Below are 25,009 nucleotides of genomic sequence, written 5' to 3'. Positions count from 1 at the left end.
AAAGTTCCCCGCCGTCTGAGACTGCTGCGCTCAAACGGCTTTATAGCCCCTTCGGGGGCTTTTTTTTTGAGTCGAACGGGGATTACTTATTTTGCAAAGGCAGCGAAAGCTTGCGTCTCAGGGCTCTCAAGATCGCACCAAGCAATGGAATCTTTTCATAGACTTGTTGAGCGGCATCCCAATAATCACGATGCAAAACAATCCGCCCCTGTTCGTTTAATTCAAATTGCGTGCAACCTGAAATTTTTTGGGCTTGATTTCTGCACTCAAACAGGAAATCCCAATTCATAAAACCCTGCCGCTCATCGGACACAATATTTGTGACGACAAAGCGAGGATGCACCAAGGTGTCAAACATGTGCTGGTAAACAGCACGGACGGCTTGAAGGCCGCTAAGATTGTTAAAAGGATCAATAAATACTGCATCTGCAGCATAAATGTCAGACACACTTGCCAGGGAATCGGTAGTCAGGGACTCAAACCATTGCGCAATTTCAATGAAGCGAGCGTGCAAGATCATCTCCCTTAGAGCTTAGTGATTTTATGTAACAGCGGAAAACGGAATCGATCCGCCAAAAAACTAATCCAACGCAAAGAGCCAGCAAACCCGCGGGGAAAGCGAACCTCGAAATCACCGCGCTCAAAACCCGCCACGATTGCTTTGGCGGCATCAAAAGGTTTCATCAATCCAGGCATTGCAAAGTCGTTCACAGCCGTCATCGGTGTTTCGACAAACCCAGGGTTGATCAAATATACCGACAGTCCTTTTGGTTCAAGTTCAAAATACAGAGTTTGCGCCATATTGTTCAAGGCCGCTTTAGTCGCCCCGTAAATCACAGCTTTAGGCAGTCCGGTGTAGGCTGAAATACTGGCAATCACCGCGAGACCACCCTCGCCTCGTTTGAGAAAATACGGAACCAATAGGGAAACACCTTTGTAAATAGCGACGACATTCAAATCAAAACTTTTTTGCACCTGATCCAGATTCAACTCCCAACTATGCGTGGGATCATATCGAGCCGCGCCAAACACAACCAGATCGACATGCCCCATCGCAGCCAAGGTGCGCTCAAACGCCTCAGGCCAGGCATTAAGATCCGCGGCATCAAAAGCGACGACATGTGCATGGGCATACGGCTGAGCAACATGTTGCAAGGTCTCTTGGCGCCGCGCTGACACAGTCACCCATGCACCCGCTTCAAGAAGCGTTTGAGCCAAAGCTGCACCGATACCGCTTGAAGCACCAATCAACCAAACGCGCTTACCATGCCAGTTCGTCACGGGTGGATTCAACGGACCGATCATGAAGGACTGCCAGGCATGCGTTTGCGGAAAAACAATGTGACTTCGCCTAAATCGATGCCGAATTTAGACATGGTTGAACGATTCATCATTGAGCTCTCGTCCATCTGCCACATCCAGTCATCAAAATTAACCAGATACTCTTTGCCATCAACAGGCAATCGAAGGACATACGTCCAATGGAGTGCATTGCCAGAGACACGTCCAGTCGCGACCCCGACGACATCATCTGCCGTTCCCTGCCAAGTCCCGTCTGCTTGACGCTTGAGTGTCCAGACACGCCGCTGCTTCTCGCCATCGGCGTAGGTGAAACGCTCATCGAGGGTGCCTTCTGAAGGACTGGTCCAATTGGTCAAGATCTCGACGTGAAAACGACGCGCAACTTCGCCGTTGCGTTTTTGAAAAATTCCCCAGGCATCAATCGTTCCAGTGAAAAAACTGGACAGTTCAAGTTTCGGGGTTTCTTTGGCGTATTGATCGACATCCACGCTGCCGCAAGCCGTCATCAATGCAGCTGTTGCAGAGGCTATCAGTGCTTTGAATTTCATGTGTGAGACTCCCCGCGGGGTAATGCCCGCAATGTCGAACTTCCACTTATCAGTGGGAGCAGCACCAGGATGGCGATGCCCTTGAAAACGATTGGTAAAAACACATACAGGGCAGTCAACGCACCTGTTGTCTGAAAATCACCCGGTGTGTAGCCAAATATTTTGAGGCTCGGAAGTGCCAAACCTGCGGCCAATGCCAGGGCAAACTTACTGATCAAGACCCATATCCCAAAATACAAACCCGTGCTTTTACGGTTTTCTTCCGGAATCGCGTCGGCGAGCATGGCGGGCGGCAGAGCAACATCCGCGCCAAGAGCAGTACCTGCAAGCAAACAAATCACACTGTAGGCAAACACATCTCCACCCTGGATCCAACCAGAACCAAGCAGGGATAGCGCGGCCAAAATACTGCCCAGAGTCCAGGTACGCGCCTTGCCAATTCGATCCGACAAAGCGACCCAAACGGGTAGGGTCAACATCCCTGCTAAAAAATATATGCCAAGAAACATTCCCGCTTGTTGAGGTGCACGAACAACGTCGTCAATAAAAAAGAGTACGAGCGTAGCGGGAATTGCGACAGAAATAGCATTGAACAAATAAAACCACATCACACGTTGGACAGCCCATGGCTTGAGGGCCATGCGCCAACCTTGGAGGGTTCCGGCGACTGAAATCTGGGGTTTGGGCGCCCAACGCAGAGTCGTCACCAAACCCAGAAACAAAACGCCTACGAACACCCATGCAAAAAGTTGATAGCCTTGCCTGGGCCCCCAGTCCGCGACCCAAAAAGTAGGCAGAACCGAGGCCAGCACGACCCCAATCAAACCAAATGCCTCTCGCCAAGCTGTCACACGTGAACGCTGCCCCACGTCATCACTCAGTCTGGCTCCCCAGGTTAAATAACAAATATTCAATAAGCTATGAGCAAAATAGACCAGTAACAAACTCAGAGTCAGCCATACCAACAACCCCGATTTGGACCACTCTGGTGGCGTGAACAACAATACAAAACCCAGGGCAAGGATGACACCGGAGACAAGCATGAGCGATAGCCAGCCGTGGCGTTTGCGCTGAAAGGCGTCAACGACTCGTCCTAAAAAAGGATCTTGGACGGTATCAAAAATTCGTGTCAAAAATAAAACCGCCCCCAAAGCAGCCAAATCTATCCCAAGTCCATCACCATAAAATTTAGGCGAAATCATATAAATGGGCAGCATTGCCATCGCCAGAGGCAAACCTAGCGCTGCATAAGCAACGAGGCTCGGGACGTTCACTGGTTCATTCCAAGCAGTGACTGTCGCAGGCTCGGCTCGCTCGTGCGAGGATCGAGCCAAATGGCAAAAAACATACGGGCAAGCGCGTCATCGATGCGTCCTGTTTCTTTGTCTTGCTCATAAAAAACAGCGCCCTCTCCGGGGCGATAGACGCCCGTGAGCGTGACACCTTTGGAAACACTCGGCAGAACTTGAGATAAAGCAGCCGCCCACTCAGGGCGCTCATCAACGGGCGCACCAAGCTTACGCATCTCGTCAAGCGAAGCTTGTACCAAACGATCGCCGGCAATCGTTCGCTCATACGTCAGTGACAAGGCATAAGGCTTTGAAGCGTCAAAGCGTCCGCCTGATGCGTAGAGTCGAGCCTCGTAGATCGACCATCCAAAGCGTTTAAAAACACCTTGACCGACTTGCTGAGCACCCGGTAACAACTGTGTAAAAACTGGAGCCGCCTGAAGACTGGTCAGTCCCAAGGCAAGCAAGAGCACCATCAAGAGTTTGCGCATAGTGTCCATTGTTTGACATCCGTTCGGGTTTGTCGGAAACCAACTTCACAATAAGCAAGATACATTTTCCAAATGCGGATGAATGCATCGTCATAACCAAGTTCGCGAATTTGAGACAATGAAGCTTCAAAGCGTTGTGCCCAGCGCTTGAGCGTCTCCGCGTAGTCCTGACCAAAAGAAAGAACCTCCAGCGCCCGCAGTCCGGCGGCTTCGCATTCTTTTCTGAAGCGCGAGGGGCTCGGTAACATGCCGCCGGGAAATATGTATTGCTGAATAAAATCCGTACCCCTGCGATATGAATCGAACTTATCTTCAGTCATGTCAATGGTTTGGACAACGATGCGACCGCCTGGTTTGAGACAACGGGCAAGCATCTGAAAGTAGCTTGGCCAATGCAACAATCCGACAGCCTCGAACATTTCGATCGAAACAATATGATCAAATTTTTCTGGTACATCGCGATAGTCTTGCAGCCTGAGCGACACGCGATCACTCAAGCCTGCCTGACGCATTCGCTGTGTCGCCCACTCAAGCTGCGCATCCGACAAAGTGATACCGACAACATTTAAACCGCGTCTTGCGGCACGTTCGGCAAACCCTCCCCAGCCACAACCCACTTCGAGAATGGTCTGCCCTGGCAAAGCATCAATCTGATCAAGAATACGGTCGTACTTGGCGTCTTGAGCTTGCTCAAGCCCACGCGTCAGATCCCCCTCGAATAATCCAGCGGAATACGTCATCGAGGGATCAAGCCACAATCGATAAAAACTGTTGCCGACATCGTAATGACTCAGAATATTACGGCGACTACCCGCACGGCTGTTGTCTTTGAGCACCCAATGTGACAAACGCTTGAGCAACAAAGCCCACCAGTGACCATCCACGGCTTCGGAAATCTGTTCGTTACGAATCGCTAAAGTGAACAGCGCAACCAGATCTGGTGTGTCAACCCAACCTCTTCGTAAACTCTCGGCAAAACCGATATCACCTTGTCGCAAGATGAGCCCGGCCGCACGCCAGTCATTTATACGCAACTCAGCGTGCGGGACCTCACCACTCGGTGCGGACGCATTTTGCCCCAGCATCAGCTCGATACCCATGGGGTTAATCAGCTTAAGGGAGCCATAAGTAATACGTCCTAATAAACTCACAAGAAGTCTCCCGGCCCAAGGAATATTAGCCATTGAACCTGAGAGACGCTCTTCGTTCGAACTCATGAGGAAACCTTTCCATTGTTAGAGACTTCGTTTTCCGGCAGAGGCGGAACAGGATGATATTGAGCCCCCTGTCGCCATAGCTTGAATGCTTGCCAATGAATTCGCCACATCACTCCGAGGGTCATCATCGGCATAGAGATCAGGCAAGCCAACAGCGCGCGTGTTGAAAAAACTTGAGCCTGAACAACGATCGCGGTTTTGAGCAGTGGCTTGGGTGAAGCTGGATCGTCAAAGTAATCAATGGCCATGCGTTCTTGTTCGCCGCGTCGCGAGCTCTTAAAACGATATAAGCCCTCAACGTCGCAAAAAGGGGAAACATGAAAGATTTTGCGACATTCGAGAACAGAGTTTTCTTCGATCACAGCCATGCCCGGCGCTGTCAGCACATACTGGTGGCGCTGACCGAATGTGTTGTTGACCTCGGCAACTAAAACACGGAGATTTCCTTGCTGGTCATGCACATACCAAAAGCTCACAGGGTTAAAAACATAGCCAAACACGCGTGGGAAGCACTGCAGCCAGACAGCGCCCAATGTCAAAGAAATCTCGCTCGCGTGCAAAGCATCGTTTAACCATGAAATCAGATCTGAGCCATCTCTTGCGCCATGATCACGAGATTGAAAACTGACAATTCGCTTCTTATCAACCCCAAAGAGCCAGCTGTTAAAACGACTGAGATTGGAGAGCTGATCGACACGCACACGAATACAAAACACCCGATAGACAAACCTGTGGACGAATGGCTTGAGACGGGCATGCATCACGCGGCCACGACAAAGCTCCAGAAGATGACTATTCATAAAAAGGTGTCCAAGGAATGTCCACTCCGAAATCTCTCACGATACGCAGGGCGGACTTGAGACCATCCTCATGAAATCCATAACCAGTCCAGGCACCGCAAAACCAGGCTCGGTTCCGTCCTTGAACAGAAGGCAATAACTTCTGTGCAAGCTCGGCGTCCGTATTCATCACCGGATGCTCGTAATCAAAGGTGCGCAGTACCAGGTCTTGATGAGGTTCGGTATGAGGATTCAGCGTCACGATCACCGGTGCCTTGAAGGGCAAAGGCTGTAATTGATTGAGCAAGTAACTCACGGCCACGGGACGCTCGGCCCCATAGCCAGGTGATGACATGTAATTCCAGGCGGACCAGACTTTTTTGCGACGCGGCAATAGTCGCGCATCCAGATGAAGCAACGCTTTGTTAGGCTGATATCGAAAGCCTTGGAGCACACGTTGTTCTTGTTCATCGACATCCAGCATGGCCAGGGTTGTCGGGGCGTGGCAGGCGAAAATAACTGCATCGAAATACTCCACGCCTTGAGCAGAGTGAATCACGACCTGCTCTTGCTTGCGAAACACGCGATGCACGGGACAATTGAGCCGTGCATCATTGATCTGTGAAACCATGGCTTTCACGTATTCCCGGGAACCGCCCAGAACTGTTTTCCACTGAGGTCTGTTCTCAATCTGCAATAACCGGTGGTTCAGACAAAACGTTAAAAACGTTGCGGCAGGGAAACCAAGAATATCCTTGACCGAAGAGGACCAGATCGCAGCAGCCATCGGGAGCAAATACCAATCACGCATTGCCTCTCCGAAGCGTTCACGCTCCAGAAGCTCGCCAAGCGTAAGTGGCGACACACGCATTTGTTCGAGGTACTGCGAAGCCAGGCGATTAAAACGAAGAATCTCCCGCAGCATCACCAAAAACTTGGGCTTGAGTACATTGGTTCGCTGAGCGAAAACCGTATTCAAATTTGTACCTGCCCATTCGATATCTGGTTGGCTGATTGAAACCCCAAACGACATGTCGCTCGAATGTACAGGAATGTTCAAATACGAAAATAACTGAACGAGATTTGGATAAGTCAGGTCATTATGGACGAGGAATCCAGTATCGACCGGATGTGTATGCCCTTCGAGTGAGACATCCACCGTATTGGAATGACCGCCAAAATAAGCGCCTGCCTCGAATAAGGTCACATTAAATTGCTGTCTAAGAAACCATGCGCAGGACAGTCCGGCAATGCCAGAGCCGATGACCGCGATTTTGCTTTGCCGAGGGATGAGGTGCTGACTCGTCATATCCGGACCTCGCCCAAAAGCGCCTCGCGTAGTTGTGGACTCCGTGTTTTCTCATCGAGCCATATTGAACTGAACATTCTGACAAACTCAGGATCATTGATTTGACCCAGAGCATCTGACGATGAGAAAAAATCAACGCGATTGCCGGGCACAAACCATCCTAGCAATCTGTCGCCCAAACATACGTCGGGGATCATCGATTCAAGCGCCGCGGCCCAACGCCTGCGTTGCTCCTCGTTGAGCGGATGAATCCGTGCGATTTCATCCATTGAGGTCGACACGATTTGCTGACCCGTCAGCGCCCTCAAGTAATGCAAATCAAGAAGAAAGGGTTTATCAGAATCGAATGTTCCAGTGTGCGTGAGCAACCTTGCACGATAAAAACGAAACACACTCCAGCTAAAGACGCCCTCACCGCATAAACGCCACGTATCCTGACAGACACGACTGAACGCCTCTGGATAGCTTGCAGAGCTGGAAGCGTTGCTTTTTTTGTCGTCAGTGTTAAAGGATGGAGGCATAATTGAACTTAACTGGATTAAAAGTAACCGAAACGAGAAATTTTCAACATATTAGTATATTTTTAGACTGAATAGTAATATTATGAACCATTCAGATAAAATTCAACTTCAGACAATGTCCGCTAGCCCACAAACTATCCGCAGCAACAAGCTTACGTTCAAGCAACAACAGCTTAAGTTCCGAGAAAACGCTATCTTGGATGCGGTCAACAGACTTCTGGCTCAAAAAGGCTTCGACCTGATGACAATGGACGAAGTCGCAGCCGATGTCGGTATTGCCAAAGCCAGCCTCTATAAACATTTCGAGTCAAAAGAGGCATTGGCGGCTGCGTCAATGACACGCCTCCTTGCGGATGCAATCAGTGTGACCGAAAGCATGTCACACAAAATGACAGCTCTCGATAAACTCAAGGGGCTTGTCAGATGGGCGATCAAACTGCACCTAAGCGGAACAATGCCCTTGCTGCCGTCTACCCGCTCAAGTATCCAGCAATCATTGCTCAACAATCCGCCCTATATCGCCAAGCTCAGTGAGCTGACTGAAACACTCGGAGAATGGATTGGTCAGGCGCAGCAGAATGGAGAACTTTCCCCCTCACTTCCTGGCGAGGTCATTCTGTATACGATTTTCGCGCGCTCCTGCGATCCAGTCGCAGACTTTTTGAAAATGGGCGGCGCCTTTTCTGACGAGGACATCGTTGAATTGTTGATTCATACAACCTTCCAAGGCATGACTGGACGATCCTGACACTTAGAAATGAAACAACCGACTCACATCAGCTAGAATGCCTCCCTTTGGCTGGGTGAGTTATGTGGTTTAAAAATCTCAAGTTGTTTCGTCTCTCGACTTCATGGAACTGGACTGCCGAGCAACTCGATGCCTTACTGGCTAAAGAGCAATTCGTTTCACCCGGCGCCGCGGCACCTGTCGCCTCGGGGTGGACACCGCCCAGAGAAAATGATGTACGCATGGCCTACAGCGTGGATCGACAGATTCTGTGCGCCTTTCGCTCTGAAAAAAAACTTCTCCCCGCCTCGGTGATTAATCAGTTTGTCAAACAGCGCGCAATTGAACTCGAAGAACAGCAAGGTTTCAAACCTGGCCGCAAACAACTCAGAGACCTCAAAGAAGAAGTCACCAATGCCCTGATCCCGAGAGCGTTCAGTTTGACCAAAGACACGCGCGTCTGGATTGATCCCGTTCATCACTGGCTTGTGATCGACACCGCTTCAGCTACGAAAGCCGAGGAAATTCTGTCCGCGCTCGGCAAAGCCATTTACCCCTTCCCTGTTGAACCGATCCAAGTCGCCATCAGTCCTGCGGTGGCCATGACACAGTGGCTCACGAGCGGCCAGCCTCCCGCGAACTTTACGATCGATCAGGACGCTGAGTTACGGTCAGGCGGAGATCAAGCTGCCGCAATACGTTATGTGAAACACACGCTAGACAGCGCAGATATCGAAAAACACATCCAGTCAGGCAAACAATGCACAAGACTTGCCTTGACCTGGAATGACAAGGTGTCATTCGTTCTCACTGAAACATTGGATATCAAGCGTGTCGCACCACAGGACATCCTTGATGAAGCCGACCGTGCGGCTCCCGCCAACGAGGCTGAAAAGTTTGATGGTGAATTTACCCTCATGTGCGCTGAACTCGATCAGCTTCTATCAGGACTTCTAGACTCGCTCGAAGAAAAGAAACTCATTCCTCAGGCAGCCTGACCGCATACCCAAGCTCAAAAAGGGAAAAAATGGACTGGATGATTCAGAGTAGTCTTGTTGAAAACGTCGTTGACGGTGTCCTGCTTGACGTTACCGTCAGCGAGTTAAATGTGCGCGCTTACGTCGTGATCGCTCCGATGGATTTTTCGATCGTTGAAAAACTTGTTCCAATTTCGGTATTTGAAAGTGGCGCTCAGGTCCACGTCGCGGGCATACAGCCGGGTACCGACATTTCCCAGGAAGTCATCCAGATTCTGGAAAACATGTCTGACCAAGACATCGTTGTTTATCTTTGCGAAGATGCACTGGTGTACGGCGAGACACTCGCCGTACTTGGTATCAAGCACTAATTCGATCGACTAGGCAAATACGAACACCCACCAACGCCTTAACGAGCGATGGCGGGTTTTTTCACGCCACGCATGAATAACAACGCGACGACCCCGATCCCCATAACCACCAATGAAATATGCACAGCCCCCTTGCTGACAGCGTAGGTCACACTCGAGTAAGTGAGGTATGCACAGGTGAGAACAAACAAAATGGGCGTAAACGGATAGAGAGGCACTTTGAACGGTCGATCTGCCTGGGGGTCTCTGACACGCATCACAAATACCGAGATACCCACTAAAAATAAGAAAAACCAGAATACGGGAGCGGTGAATTCGACCATGACGCCAAAGCCATCCGTTTGCCAGATTCCAAAAATCACCAGGGCTAGGCTGATGGCGGACTGAACCATGTATCCACGAATTGGAGAACCACGCCCCCCTTCCCAATGACCCATAAAGCGCAAGGCGGGCCAATCACGCCCTAAAGCATAGTTCGTGCGTGCGCCCACGATCATGGTCGCGTTGATGCTGGTGAGCGCAGCGACTGCGACAAACACACCTAGCGTACGCTCTCCCCACGGACCAAAGGCTTTACCCATCAAATCAGCAGCAACCGCACTACTCTTGGACAAACCATCTAGTCCAAGGCCCGCTAGCAAGGCAATATTCACAAACAGATAGATCAAAGTCAAAATCAGGATACTGATCAGAATCACGGGTACGATCGCTTTGCGACCACCCCGGACTTCGGCCGAGATATAGGCGGCCTCATTCCAGCCGCCATACGTCAGCAGTACGAAAACCATCGCGAGTCCAAACATCCCTAAACTGGGGGTCGTTGAAAAAAGCGCAGGAGAGGCAGGAGCGTCTCCTGAAACGTAAAAACCAGCAATTGCGACAAGAATCAAACCGGTCACTTCGATCAACGTCAAAAGGGTCTGCACCCATGAGGTCGCAGAAATACCGATCAGATTGATCGCCGTCAGGACAACCACCACACCAATCGCCCAGATGGCTGAGGAATACGGTCCGAGATTGATCGCCTTGGTCATGTAGTCGCCAAATACAAAAGCCAACAAAGCAATTGAACCCGTGTTGATGACTGTGGCTTTAGCCCAGGCGTAAAGGAACGAAATATCCTTACCAAAGGCGCGAGCCAGAAAGTGGTAATCACCTCCGGCATGGGGATAGGTCGTGGCAAGCTCGGCATAACACAGCGCGCCAGCCAAAGAAATCAAACCGCCCAAAAACCATGCAACCAATAACCAGCCCGCATCCCCGGTCACACCAGCCACCATCGAAGGGGTTTTAAAGATACCTGCACCAATCACAATTCCCACAATAATCGCGATTGCACTGAAAGCAGTCAGACGCTGTGTTGGTTCATTCACGATGGATGTTGGCTGAGTCATAGTCGGTGATGCGGTAGTTGAATTAAAAAACTGCCTTCTGGATACGAAACAACATCAGTGAATAATCACTGATGTCGTTTCATAAACGAAGGGAGAATGGAGCAATGAAATAAATGCTCAGTTGCGGATACCGGAGACTTCGTAGAGTGGGGAGTTTTCTACAACATTACCAGCAAAGGTGTTGCCCTTTAATGTGACGTCGATGATTCTTGACTGACCACTGTGATCAACAAAACTGAATTTCAAACGGTTACCGACCAGGCTTGGTCCAAGAATCGGTTGTGATTTCCCGTCGATCGAAAGTGTCCCGCCCACGCGCTGATAACGCTGCGCGATATCGAGTGTGGCTGACTTGCCGCCCTCAATACCCTTGATCGTCCACTTTCCTGCTGCGTTGCCAGGCACGACCCAGTAGTATCCCTGGGTATAACCATTACCGATCAATGCATCTGGCTCCCAATCGCCCATGTGAAAGGAGTTGGTCACAACACGTGTGCCGGGCGCCATCTTGAGAATGGTTGGACGCAACTTGAGATTCAGGTCAGGCAGAAGATACATGGTGAGTACGTTTGCTTTGGAAAAATCCTCTACAAAAATATCACCATTGATAATTTTGACTTTGTCAGAAACACCCGCGCGTGCCGCATTACGGGTCGCCAAATCAGCCATATCTTTATTGAACTCGATGCCGACCGCTGTCGCACCAAAGTTTTTTGCAGCAGCAATCGCAATTTTTCCATCACCGGAGCCGAGGTCATAAACCAGATCGCCTGGCTTGACATCGGCCATCTTGAGCATGGCCTCTGCCACGGCGTCATTGGTGGGTACCCAAATCACATCTTTGCCGCTTTGTCCGACGGAAGGCTTGTACTTTTCATCGCCGATTTTCGGCGCATCCGTACCTTGCGCAAAAGAGGTTGCAAATGACATACCTGCGACAAGAGTTGCTGCCGTTAGAGCCAGACGAAAACGCATGAGTAACCTCTTCGATGAAATGTGAAAACCAAAAGACATCAAGCAAACCGAATGCAAAAATAATTTCAAAAAGGGTAGCATTCGGCCGCATAAATTCCTAGTGCGATCAAACACAAATTAGTACTTTAGTACTTTTTTCAATGACTGCTGATCAATTTTCCGATCAAACTCTACCCGACCTGGGCAAGTCACCTTTCAAGAAACGTCGGGTTCCTCACCAATCCAGGAAATTCGCAAGAGGTTGGTCGAGCCTGGAACGCCGAACGGGGTGCCCGCAATAATCAGAAGTGCCTGGCCAGGGACGCCGAAGCCGTTTTTCTTGGCAGCGAGCGTCGCATGCATGACGATTTCTTCGGTGCTTTCGACATCGGCTGCCTGGATAGAATGGACGCCCCAGACCAGTGACAAACGACGCGCCGCCGCAGCAACGGGCGTCATGCTCAGGATAGGTGCCCGAGGCCTTTCATGGGCCACACGCAGAGTCGTCGCTCCCGATGAGGTGTAGGCCACCGTTGCGGCAACTGGCAGAGTTTCCGCAACCGTGCGGATCGCAGCAGAAATCGCATCGCGGGCATCATTTTTACGACGTGAGTGGACGGCATCCATCGTGATCCGTTGCAAAGGATCGCGCTCGGTGCTGAGCAAGATCCTGTCCATCATCGTGACCGCTTCTATCGGATAGGCACCCGAGGCGGACTCTGCGGACAACATCACAGCGTCTACGCCGTCATAGACGGCAGTCGCCACATCGCTCACCTCGGCACGCGTCGGTACGGGCGATGTAATCATGGACTCAAGCATCTGGGTCGCGACGATGACGGGTTTGCCCGCTTCCCGACAGGCGCGAACGATTCTTTTTTGAAGGACAGGCACTTCTTCGGGTGGGAGCTCTACGCCCAAGTCACCACGCGCCACCATCACACCATCGGAACTGGCCACAATAGCTTCGAGCGAGTCGATGGCCGAAGGCTTTTCAAGCTTGGCCATGATCCAGGCACGATTACCGACGATCTCGCGCAGCTCGATGATGTCCTCTGGACGCTGCACAAAAGACAGCGCGATCCAGTCGACGCCAATACTCAGGCCAAAGTCCAGATCCTCACGATCTTTGGTCGTGAGCGCCGACATAGGCAAAATCGCGCCTGGAACGTTGACGCCTTTGCGATCCGAAATCACACCTGCATTCAGGGCCTGGACATCCGCATATTCAGGCGTGCTGGCGAGCACGCGCAAACGAACTTTTCCATCGTCAATCAGTAAATCATCGCCTGGACGAATCGCAGCAAAAATCTCGGGGTGCAAAAGAGGAACCCGATTGATATCACCTGGTGTGGGATCTAAATCCAGACGGATTTTTTGACCTGTTGAAAGCGCTAATTTACCTTCGGTGATCTTACCGAGACGCAGCTTGGGACCTTGCAAGTCCATCAAAATACCAACGGGTCGACCGACATCGGCCTCAATCTGGCGTATCGCGTCGTAGCGCAACTTGTGATCCGCGTGGGTCCCGTGGCTAAAATTCAGACGAAAAACATCGACGCCAGCGTCGAAAAGCTGGCGGATCATGGCAGGCTCACTGCTGGAGGGGCCTAGCGTGGCGACAATCTTAGTATTACGGTGACGGTGCGAAATCGCATCAAGTTTCATCTTTTAGCCTTATTTGATTTAAATACGGTCGCGCATTGCACGATCGCATGGCATCATTTAACCTAGTTCTCGCTTTAAGCGCAATAAAACTGTTTAAGTACAGAGTCGCTTTATTGCCACACGATTCACAAAACTTTCATGGAGTTAGATTATGTCCGTCACCGCCCTTGCACCTCTGACTGATTTGCGTGTCAATGGAGAGCGTCTTTGGCGATCCCTGATGGAGCTTGCAAAAATCGGCGCCACCAAAAAAGGCGGGGTTTGTCGCCTTGCCCTGACAGATCTTGATCGGCAAGGCCGCGACTATTTTGTCTCCCAGGCAAAAGCTGCAGGCTGTACGATTCGCATTGACGCAGTTGGCAATATTTTTGCGCGCAGAGCGGGTCGAAACAATCATTTGCCGGCTGTCATGACGGGTAGCCATATTGATACCCAGCCCACAGGCGGAAAGTTTGATGGCAACTATGGCGTCTTGGCGGGTATCGAAGTTTTACACACACTCAATGACGCCGGCATCGAAACCGAAGCACCATTGGAGGTCGTGGTCTGGACCAACGAGGAAGGCTCGCGATTTGTTCCTGTCATGATGGGTTCTGGTGCGTTCATCGGAGAGTTCGAAACGGACTTTATCCTTGCACAAAAAGACCGGGATGGCATTTCAGTCGGGGAAGCGCTTAAATCGATCGGCTATCACGGTCAGGACCGGATCGATCCTAAAAATATCGGTGCCTATTTTGAAGCGCATATTGAACAAGGTCCCGTTCTGGAGGCTAACGACATCACAATCGGTGTTGTGACAGGCGCACTCGGACAGCGCTGGTTCGACGTTGTGATTACAGGCTCCGAGGCGCATGCAGGTCCCACACCCATGGCTTTGCGCCAGGATGCGTTGCTCGCCGCCTCGCACATGATCCAACTCGTTAACCAGACCGCGCTCGATCACGCGCCCAATGCCCGCGGAACGGTCGGTATGCTGGACAACTATCCCAACTCGCGGAATGTGATCCCGGGCACAGTCAAAATGTCTGTGGATTTCCGGGCGGACAGCGATGACATCCTGACGCGCATGGTTGAAAACTTACACGCAAAAGCGCAAGAGATTGCGAAACAAGGCAAAGTCAAAATAGACATCACTCAGGTTGTTTATTTTCCACCCCAAGCCTTTGCTAAAGAACTTGTCAATGCAGTGCGTCATGGTGCGAAAAATATTGGGTTGTCCGAGATGAACGTAGTAAGTGGCGCAGGCCATGATGCGGTTTACTTAGCCCGAGTGGCTCCAACTGCGATGATCTTTGTGCCCTGCAAGGATGGAATCAGCCACAATGAAATCGAGGATGCCAAGCCTGAGCATCTTGAAGCTGGTTGCAACGTATTGCTCCATGCGATGCTAGAAAGAGCAGGTACTTAAACTTTGATTCGCAACTGATGCATTCATAAGAAAATGGCCCGATTCAAAATCGGGCCATTGTTATTTCACTCAGCCGGAAACAGGATTACTTGCTCAGGCGGGACTCGAAATTAGCTTTGATTTTAAGCAAGTGCTCGGGCAAACCGTAAGAGAGTTTTTCAAACAACTCGTCGTGCAGTTTAAACTCCTGCTCCCAGGCACTCACGTCAATCGAGGTAATCTTGTTGAACAATTCTTGTGAAAAGTTCATGCCTGACCAGTCGATATCTTCAAATCCAGGCGTGATGCCAAATGCATGCTCGCTGCCTTTGGCCTGACCTTCAATCCGACCAAGCATCCACTTGAGCACTCGAGTGTTTTCACTAAAGCCTGGCCAAACAAACTTGCCGTTCTCATCCGTACGGAACCAGTTCACACAGAAAATCTTGGGGAGCTTGGCGCCGGACTTTTGCAGGAAGCTGCCCAACGATAACCAGTGTTCAAAGTACTCGGCCATGTTGTAACCACAAAATGGCAACATCGCGAAAGGATCGCGACGCACAACGCCTTGCTGACCAACAGCAGCGGCTGTCGTTTCGGAACCCATGGTGGCAGCCATGTAGACACCCTCAGCCCAGTCACGCGCTTCGGTCACAAGCGGCACTGTCGTCGAGCGACGACCGCCGAAAATGAATGCATCGATTACGACACCTTCAGGGTTATCCCACTCAGAGTCCAGAACAGGGTTTTGAGTCGCTGATACCGTAAAGCGCGCGTTAGGATGGGCGGCTTTGATACCCTTTTCCTTGGCTTGCTCGGGGGTCCAATCACGACCCTGCCAGTCGATGCAATGCGCGGGCGGGACCTTGGTCATGCCCTCCCACCAGACATCGCCATCATCAGTGAGTGCCACGTTCGTGAAAATGGTGTCACGCTTGAGCGTGGCCATACAGTTGTAGTTGGACTGCTCGTTTGTACCGGGTGCGACGCCAAAATACCCTGCTTCGGGATTAATCGCGCGCAAATTACCCTGCGCATCAGGCTTGATCCAGGCAATGTCATCACCAATCGTGGTGATTTTCCAACCTTGCTGAGCCAGGCCTGCAGGAGGAATCAACATGGCGAAGTTGGTTTTTCCACACGCAGATGGAAAGGCCGCCGCCACGTGGTATTTTTTGCCCCAGGGTGCTTGCACACCCAAAATCAACATGTGCTCGGCAAGCCAGCCAGGTGATTTTTCACTAGCCTGGCTACGCCCCATCGTCGAAGCAATACGCAAGGCAAAACATTTTTTACCCAGCAAGGCATTGCCACCATAACCTGAGCCATAGGACCAGATTTCACGTGTTTCAGGGAAATGAACAATGTACTTAGTCGCATTGCAAGGCCAGACCGCATCGGCCTGACCTGCGGCCAATGGCGCACCAACGGTGTGCACACAGGGTACATACTCGCCGTCCGTACCCAAGACGTCATAGACCTTTTTACCCATTCTCGTCATCATGCGCATGTTCACGACAACGTAGGGGGAATCGGACAGTTCAATACCAATCTGGGCGATCGGCGATCCGAGCGGACCCATGGAGAAAGGGACGACGTAAAGTGTGCGGCCTGCCATCGAGCCTTCGAACAGCTCGTCGAGCTTGGCACGCATTTCTGCAGGCGCAATCCAGTTGTTGGTCGGACCCGCGTCTTCTTTTTTGGCGCTGCAGATAAAAGTACGGTCTTCGACTCGCGCCACATCATCTGGAGCTGAGCGAGCGAGGTAAGAGTTGGGTCGCTTTTCAGGGTTGAGCTTGATCAGCATTCCGGACTCAACCATTTCGGCACAGAGACGGTCATACTCTTCTTGTGATCCGTCACACCACACGATGCGAGCGGGCTTGACCTTGGCTGCGATGGAGGCGACCCATTTTTTCAGGCCTTCGTGGCGGACATATTCTGGAGCGTTCAGTGGCAGATTCATGTAAATGCTTCTTAAAGACACAGAGTTCAAACTTCGGTAACCTGAAATAGTAGCACCGGATGAGTGCCTGGGAAAATCATTTCCCCTCCCTTAAACGGGGGCTTCGCTCTCGATAGATTGTGTCAATCGATTCAATAGCCCCTAAAATAAAAAGAATATCTTAGTTTTGCTGAATTTTAAGACATGAGTCTTTTCAGACGCATTTCAATCGCAGCTGCGTATGCATGATTGACGAGATGCCGTGGCAGCTCACCTTTTAAAAGCTGTTTAGCCTGCGCAGCCACACTCGCGCCAACCGCGCGAAGGCTATCGTCCGTAATGCCCGCCATGTGGGGCGATAGCAATACATGCTCCAAGCCGTAAAGAGGAGACGACTCAGAAAGTGGCTGATGCGTAAATACGTCAAGCGCCGCGCCCGCGATTTTCCTGCTGACCAGGAGATCAACCAAAGCCCCCTCATCGATGACCGCGCCGCGCGCAACATTAATGAGACATGCGGAGGATTTCATAGACTGCAAAAGTGAACGACTAATCAGTCCACGGGTCTGGTCATTTAACGGACAAGCCACTACGACGAAATCAGACTCGGCAAAAATTTTCTCCAGACTGGAGGGTTCAATGATATCCAGCGCTGGTTTGCCACTTGGCCGATATCCTGTGACGTGCATCCCGAAGCCAAAATGACAAATATTTGCCACAGCCTGCCCGATCGCCCCCACCCCGACTAAACCCACACTTTTGCCAGCCAAATCAAAGCCTTGGTCGGCCAGTACGCGAGCTTGTGCCCAGCCCTGGGTCCTCATTTTGAAATGAATCGCCGCGCTTTTGTGCGCGAGAGCAAGCATCTGACCCACGGCAAACTCTGCGACGGTCCTGGCATTAGCGCCCGGTGCGTTCGCGACAGCAACATCATGCTGCGTCGCAATATCGATTGGAATCATGTCCACACCCGCTCCATGCCTGATCGCACCAACAAGTTGAGTCGCATGGGAAAAAAGCTCAGGTGGCAGAGGATGACGCACGACGATGATGGAGGCCGACTCTGCACCTTCGATAAGATCCATGGCACTCGTAGATCGAGCGACTTCTACCTGGGCGATTGTTTCGAGCTCCGCATGAATCGCCGGGTGGATCGGATTCGTCAGAAAAACAACTTTTTTAGACATGGCAGCCTGTAGGAAGGTGTGGGGGGAACGTGTATATTGAGGGTCAAATCCTAACTAAAAAAATCAACCTAGCCTACAAATACTTGGTACTGGGAGACAAACGTGAGCCTGAGCTTCGAAAAACTGCATCCAACCTTTATGGCGCAGGCCAGTCCGGTCGACTTGTGTCGCTTGCACGATCAGTCAGTCCTCGAACAGATCCGACAGGCCATGAGTCAGTATGGCGTGCTGGTATTCAGAGGACAACATTTTTCAAATGACGAGCAAGTAGAGTTTGCACAACGTCTGGACGGAGAGCTTCATGCCAAGACTTCGTCTGCCGTGCTGACTAAAAACAGATTTGGCAACGAAGCGCTCACCGATATTTCCAACGTGGGGAGTGATGGCAACATTCTTGAGGCACAAGATCGTCGTCGCATGAACGGCATCAGCAACCGTATCTGGCATACCGATGCATCATTTGAAAACCCATGCGGCCGATACTCAATGTTGTATGCCCGCAATATCCCACCTGTTCGAGCCGATACCGAGTTTGCCGACATGCGTGCAGCCTATGAAGCATTGAGCGACGAGATGAAGAGAACCATCGAGCACTTGCATGCCTACCACTCGATTGTCTACTCCAGACACACTATGGGATTCGACTTTTCACCCGAGGAACAGGCAAAACTGCCTGGAGCCACGCATCCGCTGGTGCGCACCATCGAAGGTTCGGATCGTAAAGCGCTTTATCTCGCCTCACATGCCGCGAGGATCATTGAATGGGAGGTACCGGAAGGCCGCTTATTGCTTAGGGATTTAATCGAGCATGCCACTCAACGGGAGTTTTTAAATTCCCATCAGTGGCAACTGGGTGATCTGGTGATCTGGGACAATCGAACAACCATGCACAGGGCACGGCCGTTCGACGATAAAAAATACAAACGGGAACTTACTCGAGTCACCACCCTGGACCTGCCACGCCAAACTACTTCAGCGGTCGGAATTGCAGCTTAGTTCTTGTATGCGACTTAAGTACCCACCTTGAAACTGGACTTCATTTTGCGCAGCATCGCAATGACGCTTTGAGCAACGATACGCCCTGTCTTGGGATTTTCGGATGGAATGTTTTCCATCGTCATCGTGAACTTGGCAGAATCAGAGTCCACCACGATCGTGTGAGTGTTTCTAACCACGGCTGGATCGGCCCATATTTCAAGTAAAGTATTTTCAGGACCGACACCCGCAAGAGCAAGCGCCACTACCACATTCAAGTTGGCCGGAAAGCCTTTGGCTGCATCACGGGCATTACCTTCAAAGACTTTTTTAGCCTCGGTCAGACCCTCGATATTGATGTTGTGCTCGATCAAATGAGGAGCACCAGCCAATCCCTTGGGAGGCTTACGTGTCACCATGCGAACAGAGTGAATCTTGCCTTCGGCCGCAGCGATCATCGCATCCAGACCAATGAGCGCGCCAGTTGGAACGTGAATCACACCACCCTGCTCTTTCGCCATCGCGATGAGCTCCGGATGAAACAGCAGCGCACCGACTGACAGGACAATGACCTGCTTTTGCGCCTTGAGAAAGGGTGTGGCGATTTCAGGCAAAAGCGCAGCCGGCGCACACTCGATCACGAGATCCGCTTCTTTTTCCAGATCGGCGATATTCAATACTTTAACTGGGCGAGCCAGCGTCGCCACAAATTCCTTAGCCTTGTCGTGATTTTTGGCTGAAACTGCGGTGAGCTCCACGCCTGGGACGCCTCCCTTGGCAAGGGTGGTTGAAATAGACTTTCCAATTGCGCCTAAGCCGGCGATCGCGATACGAAGATTCGGTGTTTGGGCAGCAACTTGCGTCATGAGGATTCACCAACAAGAAAAGAATTAAAAGTGCGTTGATTATAGTTAAATCGAAGCTTGGGGCATTGGTACCTCTCTCATTTTTAATGCTTCATCCACCATCACTTATTTAACCATTGCAGACACCACGAGCTGGCGACCATAAACGACTTGATCACGCATCGCGCTTTTCCAGAGCTCCCGCAAACTTTCGGTCTGCGCCTTTTTTAAGCGTCGCCTGGCATACCCTTTGATGACCCAGCCAAAAATGTGTTCCCAAATGTGCCGAGGTTTTTCCTCGTCCACGTCATGGACCTGCATGTTTTTAAAACCATTGAGACCCAGCAACAGCCACAATTGAAAAACACCCAGTGACAACCAAGGCATATGAGGCTCCATTGTTTCATTTTGCTTGAACCAGGAGTAAGACCTTGGAAAACCTTGAATCAAATGATTGATCCGTGCCCCAACGTAGTTTGGGTTGGGTATGGACAAAATAAAAACACCGCCTTCTTTGAGATGATTGCGAACGCTTTGCAAAAATAAGCCGGGGTTTTGTAAATAACCCATCGCTTCGCAACAGACGATGGCATCGTACTGCTCGAGTCCATCGGGCAAACCTTGGTTGAAGTCTGCGATGATGAACTTGTGATAGCCAGGAGGTGCTTGCTCAAATAAGTCGACACCATGGAGCTCGACCTCCGAGCCAAGGGCATATGGAAGCCAACCATCCCCACAACAAATATCGAGAACTTTTCGGGGTTGTTGCTCAATCAGCGCACGCGCCACAGAGGCTCGGTATGCTTTGCTTTCTACCATCAAAGGTGGTGACAAGATAAATGACTCGCATTAAGAAAATCAGGGGATGGTAAACGAGGCCACTTTCATTCTGATTTTGCTGCGGCAACGTTCACCGCACACCATATCGTTGATTTTGATCAGGCCTTCGTAACTCGTCTTTTTACCGTCAACCGTGACCACAACGGTATAGGGGATATCCTCACGTTGTGAAATCGGTACATTTGCGCTGAATAGTGCCACATAAACATCGTAGCGACCGGAAGGAGGCTTTTTGTTCCAGGAAATGTTCTCCACTGGTTCAGGTCGAGATGGGCAGCCTGACATTTTTTGACATGCATTGGCATCAATATCGAGACTGCCACCAGACGGCGACTTGCGCACGTCATTGTCGTACATGCTGACGGTGACACCGCTTGGTTCGACCACGATCAGATCCAGATCCGCCTGATTTTTCCAGGCTAGAGTCACGTTCACGAACTGCCCCTGCGTGACTGCGTTTTCTTTGAGTCGTCGATCAATCTCGCTAGTGCTCACCGTTGCAGGGGGTTCCTGAGACGTTGAAACTGGCTGAGTGGGCGTCGCAGGGACAACGGGCTGAATGGGCGCGGGCGGAAAACAGGCCGCCGCCTTTTGTTCAACGTTGACCCATAACTGCGCGATACGTGAGCGCAAAGCCTCTTCCGTTTGAACGGAGGGACCAGGATCAACCACCACGCTCCACTGTTTGTAAAAGAGACCTGCGAGCAACAATGCAACAAGAGCCGCTAGCGTCAGCCATTTTGCTAAGCCCGCGAAGCTGAAAGAGTGATCAGGCGGTCCGTCTGTCGTATGAGCCGTCTGAGCAAACGTCCTCTGAGCGGCCTGCTGAGCGGCGATCACTTTCACAGCTGGCTTGAAAGCCTCAGCAAAGCGTGTATCGATGCTGCGATCAACCGACTGGTCTCCATAGGGCACACAACCCCACTGAGCAATAACCAGTTGCTCTCCAACCAAGAAGATCGAAGCCAGAGGGTCAGGCGTCGACAGCATGCCACGCAAGGCCTGGGCACCATAGGACGCAGAGGTCCCAGAGCCTGATGCGACTTTATCCGCGAGTCGACGCACCGTCGCGCAAGCTTGGCTAAGCGTCTTGGCAACGTTTAGTTTTTCATCGGGGCTCAGCGTATCAAAAGCGCGAACATGACCCTCAAGCTTTGTGACCCATGAGACCTCACCGCGCAGAACATTGGTGACAGGCTCCGCGAACAGATGTTGCAAACTCTCATCCTGCCCTTCTTTTTTAAGCAAACCAAGAAGCTGTTGGTAATAGCTGAAGATGGGCTGACCGTTGATGCCTTGAACATCAATCTGAGTGCGCTTGGTGATGATCGGCAATGTTTGCATGGCGAGGAGCTCTGTCAGCGCTGGGGGCCGGGTTAATTCTTGGGGTCCGTGGAACAGTCGTTGGGGACTTTTGTATAAGACACCCCACTCTGATCCAGGAAGCTTCGCAACGCATTACCCGACAAGGCATACAACGAACGGTCACTGAATTTGTCAGTTTGCGCACCAATGAAAGTATTCACCCCCACGACGTTTCCACACCGATTCACAAGCGGACCGCCCGAGCTGCCAGTGGCAATCCTGGCGGTATGAAGCACGAGAACCATGTTGTTGGGCTGAGGCTGTAGGACGCTCACCTCCCCCTGGGAAAATACCGTATTGGGCGTCACCAAATTTGCATCAACACGTATTTCGGAACTCGGGAAACCAGAAGCCACCACAGTTTGGAGCAACTGAGGTTGCGTTGAAATCGCAAGCGGACGGATATTCGCAGGCACCTTTTCTGCGCGAAGAACAGCGAAATCCGGATTGGTGTATTCAGAGTCACGGGTGGCCGCGATCAGTCGCGCTGGCAGGGGCTCTTTACCTAAAGTGCTGCTCGTGATTGCAAATTTCTTGCCTGCCTCAATGACGTGTCGATTCGTGACGACTGTATTTTTATCAATAAAAAAACCAGTGCCATGACCGAGGTATTTCATTTGATCGGAAAACACCAGTACACGCACCGTCGCCGATTCAAGTAAGGCGACGAGCTGTTCTTGAGGCAATATTTTTGTGGTCGTCTGACTGGGCGGTGCAGGCGGTGCAGCCGGTGAGGCGGGCGAGCTCGGCAGACTTGACTCGGGGAGACTGCGCTGCAATGGACCAATTTCTCCCCGGCGATAAGCTTGTAACTCAGAGCTGGTGCAGGCACTGTCTAACAGCGCCTGGATCCTGAGACTTTCAGCCTCCAAACCAGAAACGATCTCACGATTGACGTCAGCAGGCCTCAGGACAGCGAAAGGTCTGTTCGCCCACCAAAAGTAGACGAACAGGTTGAGCAAGATCAAAATGATCGAGGCGATTACGAACGTTCGGTTTGAAAGTTTCATAGAAATAGCCGATCGCTGAGCTCACGCGCTTAGCTCAAGCGCTTAGCTCGCGAGCGCCTTCATTTCTGCGTAAAGATCGGCCTTGCCTTCGAAGCCAATTCCCACGAGCTCAGGAAGGGTCACGATGCTATTTTCGACCCGAACACCGTCCGGAAACCCACCATAGGGCTGGAACAGATCGGGATAGCTCTCGTTGCCCCCCAAGCCCAACCCGGCGGCGATTGCGAGCGACATCTGATGTCCGCCATGAGGAATACAACGGCTTGGAGACCAATCGTATTCGCGCAGCATGTCGAGCGTGCGCAAATACTCCACTAAACCGTAACTCAATGCGCAGTCAAACTGTAACCAGTCACGGTCGCGGCGCATCCCACCATAACGAATCAAGTTACGCGCATCCTGCATGGAGAATAAATTCTCACCCGTGGCCATCGGGTTTTCATAATGATTGGCAAGTTCGGCCTGCAATTCATAATCGAGCGGATCACCCGCTTCTTCATACCAAAACAGGTTGTATTGAGAAAGCTCTTTGGCATAGGCCACGGCAGTCTTTAGATCGAAACGACCATTGGCATCGACGGCCAGGCGCTGACCTGGTCCCAACAGTTTGAGTACCGCTTCAATGCGCTTGCAATCTTCGGCAAGTGAGGCGCCCCCAATTTTTTTCTTGACGACGGAATAGCCGCGATCAAGATAGCTCTGCATTTCTTTTGTGAGTCCCTCAAGTCCCTGACCGGGCCAGTAATAACCGCCGGCCGCATAGACGAAAACCTGACGATTGGGTTGCCCGTTGCCATAACGATCTGCCAGCATCTGGTATAGAGGCACCCCTTCGATTTTGGCGACCGCATCCCAAATAGCCATGTCGATCGTGCCGATGGCAACCGAACGTTCTCCGTGACCACCAGGCTTTTCGTTGTTCATCATCGTGGCCCAGATTTTGTGCGGACACAAAATCCCGCGATCATCCAGCAAAGAATCAGGAGCCGCCTCAAGCACACGCGGAATAAAACGTTCGCGCATCAACGCGCCCTGTCCATAACGGCCATTCGAATTAAAACCATAACCAATCACTGGTTTGCCATCACGTATGACATCCGTGACCACGGCGACCAAGCTCAAGGTCATTTTTGAAAAGTCGATATAGGCATTTCGAATATTCGACTTGATGGGGCGTGTCGATTCGCGGATTTCAACGATTTTCATTTTTTGTATCAGTCAATTTCAGGTTTAAAAGCATCAGGCCGAATCAAATTCTCATCGACGTTTAATGTATCAGGTAAATAATTCATCCACCACAATATCGATTTCTTCTTAGTTCAGCATGGATGGACAGGTCTTAATGAGGAATTACTGATTGGGTGCCAAGATAACGTTCTGCTTATCGTCGGCATCGGCACGGACTTCCACAGCAATCACACGTTCATTAGAAACATTGACGGGTTGGTGCCAAACATTGGCAGGAATAAAGATGAAATCCCCAGCTTTATTATCGACTGCGATTTCACCATTCTCGCCAATCAGCGTTCTTGAATTCCCTTCAATAATATAAATGGCAGTCTCCGAATCTTTATGCATATGACGCAAACCTTTCATGCCTGCAGGAAGAATGATGCGGTTCATAGACAGTTGTTTGGAGCCGGCAGATGACGTGGAAATACCTGGAAAAATCTGAACCTGCTGGCGAGTAATGACCGGTGAGTTGGATCGGATCGTTGTGACCCCACCACTGTTTGGAACGACAATCTTCTCATTGATTGTGACCGAAGCCTCTTTCGAATCTACCACGTGAGCATGAGACAAAGTTGTCAAAGCTATCGCAAGACCAACACCAAGAAAGCATCCAGTGCGCGAGATGACGGTCTTCAGGGCCGAGTTGCACATGCTTTGATACTCCTTCAGTGACTG

Annotated in this window: 25 protein-coding genes; 5 read left to right on the top strand and 20 right to left on the bottom strand. The window is 51.1% G+C overall.

Going from position 1 to position 25,009, the window contains the following annotated elements:
* Nucleotides 1-82: 82 nt before the first annotated feature.
* From QWY30_RS10665 to QWY30_RS10625, 9 genes are read right to left on the bottom strand one after another with little or no spacing between them, the layout of a single operon-like run.
* Nucleotides 83-514, bottom strand: coding sequence for a nuclear transport factor 2 family protein (locus QWY30_RS10665; RefSeq protein WP_290240855.1), 432 nt, complete (start codon nucleotides 512-514; stop codon nucleotides 83-85).
* A gap of 11 nt (nucleotides 515-525) precedes the next feature.
* Complete coding sequence (locus tag QWY30_RS10660) at nucleotides 526-1,305, bottom strand: SDR family NAD(P)-dependent oxidoreductase (RefSeq protein ID WP_290240853.1); 780 nt, start codon at nucleotides 1,303-1,305, stop codon at nucleotides 526-528.
* Nucleotides 1,302-1,850, bottom strand: coding sequence for a DUF3833 domain-containing protein (locus QWY30_RS10655; RefSeq protein ID WP_290240851.1), 549 nt, complete (start codon nucleotides 1,848-1,850; stop codon nucleotides 1,302-1,304). Before QWY30_RS10655 ends, QWY30_RS10660 begins: the two co-directional genes overlap by 4 nt.
* On the bottom strand, nucleotides 1,847-3,124 hold the full coding sequence (locus QWY30_RS10650) for an MFS transporter (protein WP_290240848.1): 1,278 nt from the start codon (nucleotides 3,122-3,124) through the stop codon (nucleotides 1,847-1,849). The genes QWY30_RS10655 and QWY30_RS10650 overlap by 4 nt, the downstream gene beginning before the upstream one ends.
* On the bottom strand, nucleotides 3,121-3,639 hold the full coding sequence (locus QWY30_RS10645; protein WP_290240846.1) for a chalcone isomerase family protein: 519 nt from the start codon (nucleotides 3,637-3,639) through the stop codon (nucleotides 3,121-3,123). Before QWY30_RS10645 ends, QWY30_RS10650 begins: the two co-directional genes overlap by 4 nt.
* The gene (locus tag QWY30_RS10640) at nucleotides 3,615-4,847 is read right to left on the bottom strand and encodes an SAM-dependent methyltransferase (RefSeq protein ID WP_290240844.1); all 1,233 of its coding nucleotides are present in this window, start codon (nucleotides 4,845-4,847) and stop codon (nucleotides 3,615-3,617) included. The genes QWY30_RS10645 and QWY30_RS10640 overlap by 25 nt, the downstream gene beginning before the upstream one ends.
* Nucleotides 4,844-5,647, bottom strand: coding sequence for a DUF1365 domain-containing protein (locus QWY30_RS10635; RefSeq protein WP_290240842.1), 804 nt, complete (start codon nucleotides 5,645-5,647; stop codon nucleotides 4,844-4,846). Before QWY30_RS10635 ends, QWY30_RS10640 begins: the two co-directional genes overlap by 4 nt.
* Nucleotides 5,640-6,935: an NAD(P)/FAD-dependent oxidoreductase gene (locus QWY30_RS10630; protein ID WP_290240839.1), complete on the bottom strand. Its 1,296-nt coding sequence runs from the start codon at nucleotides 6,933-6,935 to the stop codon at nucleotides 5,640-5,642. The genes QWY30_RS10635 and QWY30_RS10630 overlap by 8 nt, the downstream gene beginning before the upstream one ends.
* On the bottom strand, nucleotides 6,932-7,456 hold the full coding sequence (locus QWY30_RS10625) for a chalcone isomerase family protein (RefSeq protein WP_290240837.1): 525 nt from the start codon (nucleotides 7,454-7,456) through the stop codon (nucleotides 6,932-6,934). Before QWY30_RS10625 ends, QWY30_RS10630 begins: the two co-directional genes overlap by 4 nt.
* A gap of 115 nt (nucleotides 7,457-7,571) precedes the next feature.
* Here QWY30_RS10625 and QWY30_RS10620 point away from each other — a divergent pair, with 115 nt between their 5' ends.
* From QWY30_RS10620 to QWY30_RS10610, 3 genes are all read left to right on the top strand, one after another.
* Complete coding sequence (locus tag QWY30_RS10620; RefSeq protein ID WP_290240835.1) at nucleotides 7,572-8,204, top strand: TetR/AcrR family transcriptional regulator; 633 nt, start codon at nucleotides 7,572-7,574, stop codon at nucleotides 8,202-8,204.
* A 62-nt stretch (nucleotides 8,205-8,266) separates the two neighbouring features.
* On the top strand, nucleotides 8,267-9,181 hold the full coding sequence (locus QWY30_RS10615; RefSeq protein ID WP_290240834.1) for a recombination-associated protein RdgC: 915 nt from the start codon (nucleotides 8,267-8,269) through the stop codon (nucleotides 9,179-9,181).
* Between the two features lie 29 nt (nucleotides 9,182-9,210).
* Nucleotides 9,211-9,531, top strand: a complete 321-nt coding sequence (locus QWY30_RS10610) for a hypothetical protein (protein WP_290240832.1) — start codon at nucleotides 9,211-9,213, stop codon at nucleotides 9,529-9,531.
* A gap of 38 nt (nucleotides 9,532-9,569) precedes the next feature.
* On the opposite strand, the gene QWY30_RS10605 is transcribed toward QWY30_RS10610, so the two are convergent.
* The 3 genes from QWY30_RS10605 to pyk form a co-directional block, all read right to left on the bottom strand.
* Entirely contained in the window at nucleotides 9,570-10,925 is a 1,356-nt protein-coding gene (locus tag QWY30_RS10605; protein WP_290240830.1) for an APC family permease, read from the bottom strand.
* 117 nt (nucleotides 10,926-11,042) lie between these two features.
* Nucleotides 11,043-11,900: an SAM-dependent methyltransferase gene (locus QWY30_RS10600; RefSeq protein WP_290240827.1), complete on the bottom strand. Its 858-nt coding sequence runs from the start codon at nucleotides 11,898-11,900 to the stop codon at nucleotides 11,043-11,045.
* 195 nt (nucleotides 11,901-12,095) lie between these two features.
* A complete protein-coding gene (pyk, locus tag QWY30_RS10595; protein WP_290240825.1) occupies nucleotides 12,096-13,547 on the bottom strand; it encodes a pyruvate kinase in 1,452 nt (483 codons plus the stop codon).
* A gap of 151 nt (nucleotides 13,548-13,698) precedes the next feature.
* Between pyk and QWY30_RS10590 the strand changes: the two genes are divergently transcribed.
* Complete coding sequence (locus tag QWY30_RS10590; RefSeq protein WP_290240823.1) at nucleotides 13,699-14,955, top strand: Zn-dependent hydrolase; 1,257 nt, start codon at nucleotides 13,699-13,701, stop codon at nucleotides 14,953-14,955.
* Nucleotides 14,956-15,040: 85 nt separating this feature from the next.
* Here QWY30_RS10590 and QWY30_RS10585 read toward each other — a convergent pair whose 3' ends face one another.
* Both QWY30_RS10585 and QWY30_RS10580 read right to left on the bottom strand, forming a co-directional pair.
* Complete coding sequence (locus QWY30_RS10585) at nucleotides 15,041-16,900, bottom strand: phosphoenolpyruvate carboxykinase (GTP) (protein WP_290240821.1); 1,860 nt, start codon at nucleotides 16,898-16,900, stop codon at nucleotides 15,041-15,043.
* A gap of 176 nt (nucleotides 16,901-17,076) precedes the next feature.
* On the bottom strand, nucleotides 17,077-18,066 hold the full coding sequence (locus tag QWY30_RS10580) for an NAD(P)-dependent oxidoreductase (RefSeq protein ID WP_290240819.1): 990 nt from the start codon (nucleotides 18,064-18,066) through the stop codon (nucleotides 17,077-17,079).
* Nucleotides 18,067-18,168: 102 nt separating this feature from the next.
* On the opposite strand from QWY30_RS10580, the gene QWY30_RS10575 reads away from it, so the two are divergent.
* Nucleotides 18,169-19,062: a TauD/TfdA dioxygenase family protein gene (locus tag QWY30_RS10575; protein WP_290240816.1), complete on the top strand. Its 894-nt coding sequence runs from the start codon at nucleotides 18,169-18,171 to the stop codon at nucleotides 19,060-19,062.
* A gap of 14 nt (nucleotides 19,063-19,076) precedes the next feature.
* On the opposite strand, the gene QWY30_RS10570 is transcribed toward QWY30_RS10575, so the two are convergent.
* The 6 genes from QWY30_RS10570 to QWY30_RS10545 all read right to left on the bottom strand — a co-directional run bounded on the left by QWY30_RS10570 (nucleotide 19,077) and on the right by QWY30_RS10545 (nucleotide 24,985).
* Nucleotides 19,077-19,907: an aspartate dehydrogenase gene (locus QWY30_RS10570; protein WP_290240815.1), complete on the bottom strand. Its 831-nt coding sequence runs from the start codon at nucleotides 19,905-19,907 to the stop codon at nucleotides 19,077-19,079.
* 105 nt (nucleotides 19,908-20,012) lie between these two features.
* The gene (locus QWY30_RS10565; protein WP_290240813.1) at nucleotides 20,013-20,720 is read right to left on the bottom strand and encodes a methyltransferase domain-containing protein; all 708 of its coding nucleotides are present in this window, start codon (nucleotides 20,718-20,720) and stop codon (nucleotides 20,013-20,015) included.
* 24 nt (nucleotides 20,721-20,744) lie between these two features.
* On the bottom strand, nucleotides 20,745-22,070 hold the full coding sequence (locus tag QWY30_RS10560) for a DUF2135 domain-containing protein (protein ID WP_290240812.1): 1,326 nt from the start codon (nucleotides 22,068-22,070) through the stop codon (nucleotides 20,745-20,747).
* A 32-nt stretch (nucleotides 22,071-22,102) separates the two neighbouring features.
* Nucleotides 22,103-23,101, bottom strand: a complete 999-nt coding sequence (locus QWY30_RS10555; RefSeq protein WP_290240811.1) for a S1 family peptidase — start codon at nucleotides 23,099-23,101, stop codon at nucleotides 22,103-22,105.
* 42 nt (nucleotides 23,102-23,143) lie between these two features.
* Nucleotides 23,144-24,307 carry a mandelate racemase/muconate lactonizing enzyme family protein gene (locus QWY30_RS10550; protein ID WP_290240810.1) on the bottom strand — a complete coding sequence of 388 codons (1,164 nt, stop codon included), beginning with the start codon at nucleotides 24,305-24,307 and terminating at the stop codon, nucleotides 23,144-23,146.
* Between the two features lie 144 nt (nucleotides 24,308-24,451).
* On the bottom strand, nucleotides 24,452-24,985 hold the full coding sequence (locus QWY30_RS10545; protein ID WP_290240808.1) for a cupin domain-containing protein: 534 nt from the start codon (nucleotides 24,983-24,985) through the stop codon (nucleotides 24,452-24,454).
* Nucleotides 24,986-25,009 lie beyond the last annotated feature (24 nt).

This window comes from Zwartia panacis (genome assembly GCF_030410395.1).
GTDB lineage: Bacteria > Pseudomonadota > Gammaproteobacteria > Burkholderiales > Burkholderiaceae_B > Zwartia > Zwartia panacis.
Note: the sequence above shows the minus strand (reverse complement) of the source record. Positions and strands in the feature narration are given on the sequence as shown.

Excerpts from the sequence above, each read along its gene's own strand:
- QWY30_RS10660 (WP_290240853.1), bottom strand. The coding sequence starts at position 1,305 with ATGATCGGTCCGTTGAATCCACCCGTGACGAACTGGCATGGTAAGCGC.
- QWY30_RS10655 (WP_290240851.1), bottom strand. The coding sequence starts at position 1,850 with ATGAAATTCAAAGCACTGATAGCCTCTGCAACAGCTGCATTGATGACG.
- QWY30_RS10645 (WP_290240846.1), bottom strand. The coding sequence starts at position 3,639 with ATGGACACTATGCGCAAACTCTTGATGGTGCTCTTGCTTGCCTTGGGA.
- QWY30_RS10640 (WP_290240844.1), bottom strand. The coding sequence starts at position 4,847 with ATGAGTTCGAACGAAGAGCGTCTCTCAGGTTCAATGGCTAATATTCCT.
- QWY30_RS10635 (WP_290240842.1), bottom strand. The coding sequence starts at position 5,647 with ATGAATAGTCATCTTCTGGAGCTTTGTCGTGGCCGCGTGATGCATGCC.
- QWY30_RS10630 (WP_290240839.1), bottom strand. The coding sequence starts at position 6,935 with ATGACGAGTCAGCACCTCATCCCTCGGCAAAGCAAAATCGCGGTCATC.
- QWY30_RS10625 (WP_290240837.1), bottom strand. The coding sequence starts at position 7,456 with ATGCCTCCATCCTTTAACACTGACGACAAAAAAAGCAACGCTTCCAGC.
- QWY30_RS10620 (WP_290240835.1), top strand. The coding sequence starts at position 7,572 with ATGTCCGCTAGCCCACAAACTATCCGCAGCAACAAGCTTACGTTCAAG.
- QWY30_RS10615 (WP_290240834.1), top strand. The coding sequence starts at position 8,267 with ATGTGGTTTAAAAATCTCAAGTTGTTTCGTCTCTCGACTTCATGGAAC.
- QWY30_RS10610 (WP_290240832.1), top strand. The coding sequence starts at position 9,211 with ATGGACTGGATGATTCAGAGTAGTCTTGTTGAAAACGTCGTTGACGGT.
- QWY30_RS10605 (WP_290240830.1), bottom strand. The coding sequence starts at position 10,925 with ATGACTCAGCCAACATCCATCGTGAATGAACCAACACAGCGTCTGACT.
- QWY30_RS10600 (WP_290240827.1), bottom strand. The coding sequence starts at position 11,900 with ATGCGTTTTCGTCTGGCTCTAACGGCAGCAACTCTTGTCGCAGGTATG.
- pyk (WP_290240825.1), bottom strand. The coding sequence starts at position 13,547 with ATGAAACTTGATGCGATTTCGCACCGTCACCGTAATACTAAGATTGTC.
- QWY30_RS10590 (WP_290240823.1), top strand. The coding sequence starts at position 13,699 with ATGTCCGTCACCGCCCTTGCACCTCTGACTGATTTGCGTGTCAATGGA.
- QWY30_RS10585 (WP_290240821.1), bottom strand. The coding sequence starts at position 16,900 with ATGAATCTGCCACTGAACGCTCCAGAATATGTCCGCCACGAAGGCCTG.
- QWY30_RS10580 (WP_290240819.1), bottom strand. The coding sequence starts at position 18,066 with ATGTCTAAAAAAGTTGTTTTTCTGACGAATCCGATCCACCCGGCGATT.
- QWY30_RS10570 (WP_290240815.1), bottom strand. The coding sequence starts at position 19,907 with ATGACGCAAGTTGCTGCCCAAACACCGAATCTTCGTATCGCGATCGCC.
- QWY30_RS10560 (WP_290240812.1), bottom strand. The coding sequence starts at position 22,070 with ATGCAAACATTGCCGATCATCACCAAGCGCACTCAGATTGATGTTCAA.
- QWY30_RS10555 (WP_290240811.1), bottom strand. The coding sequence starts at position 23,101 with ATGAAACTTTCAAACCGAACGTTCGTAATCGCCTCGATCATTTTGATC.
- QWY30_RS10550 (WP_290240810.1), bottom strand. The coding sequence starts at position 24,307 with ATGAAAATCGTTGAAATCCGCGAATCGACACGCCCCATCAAGTCGAAT.
- QWY30_RS10545 (WP_290240808.1), bottom strand. The coding sequence starts at position 24,985 with ATGTGCAACTCGGCCCTGAAGACCGTCATCTCGCGCACTGGATGCTTT.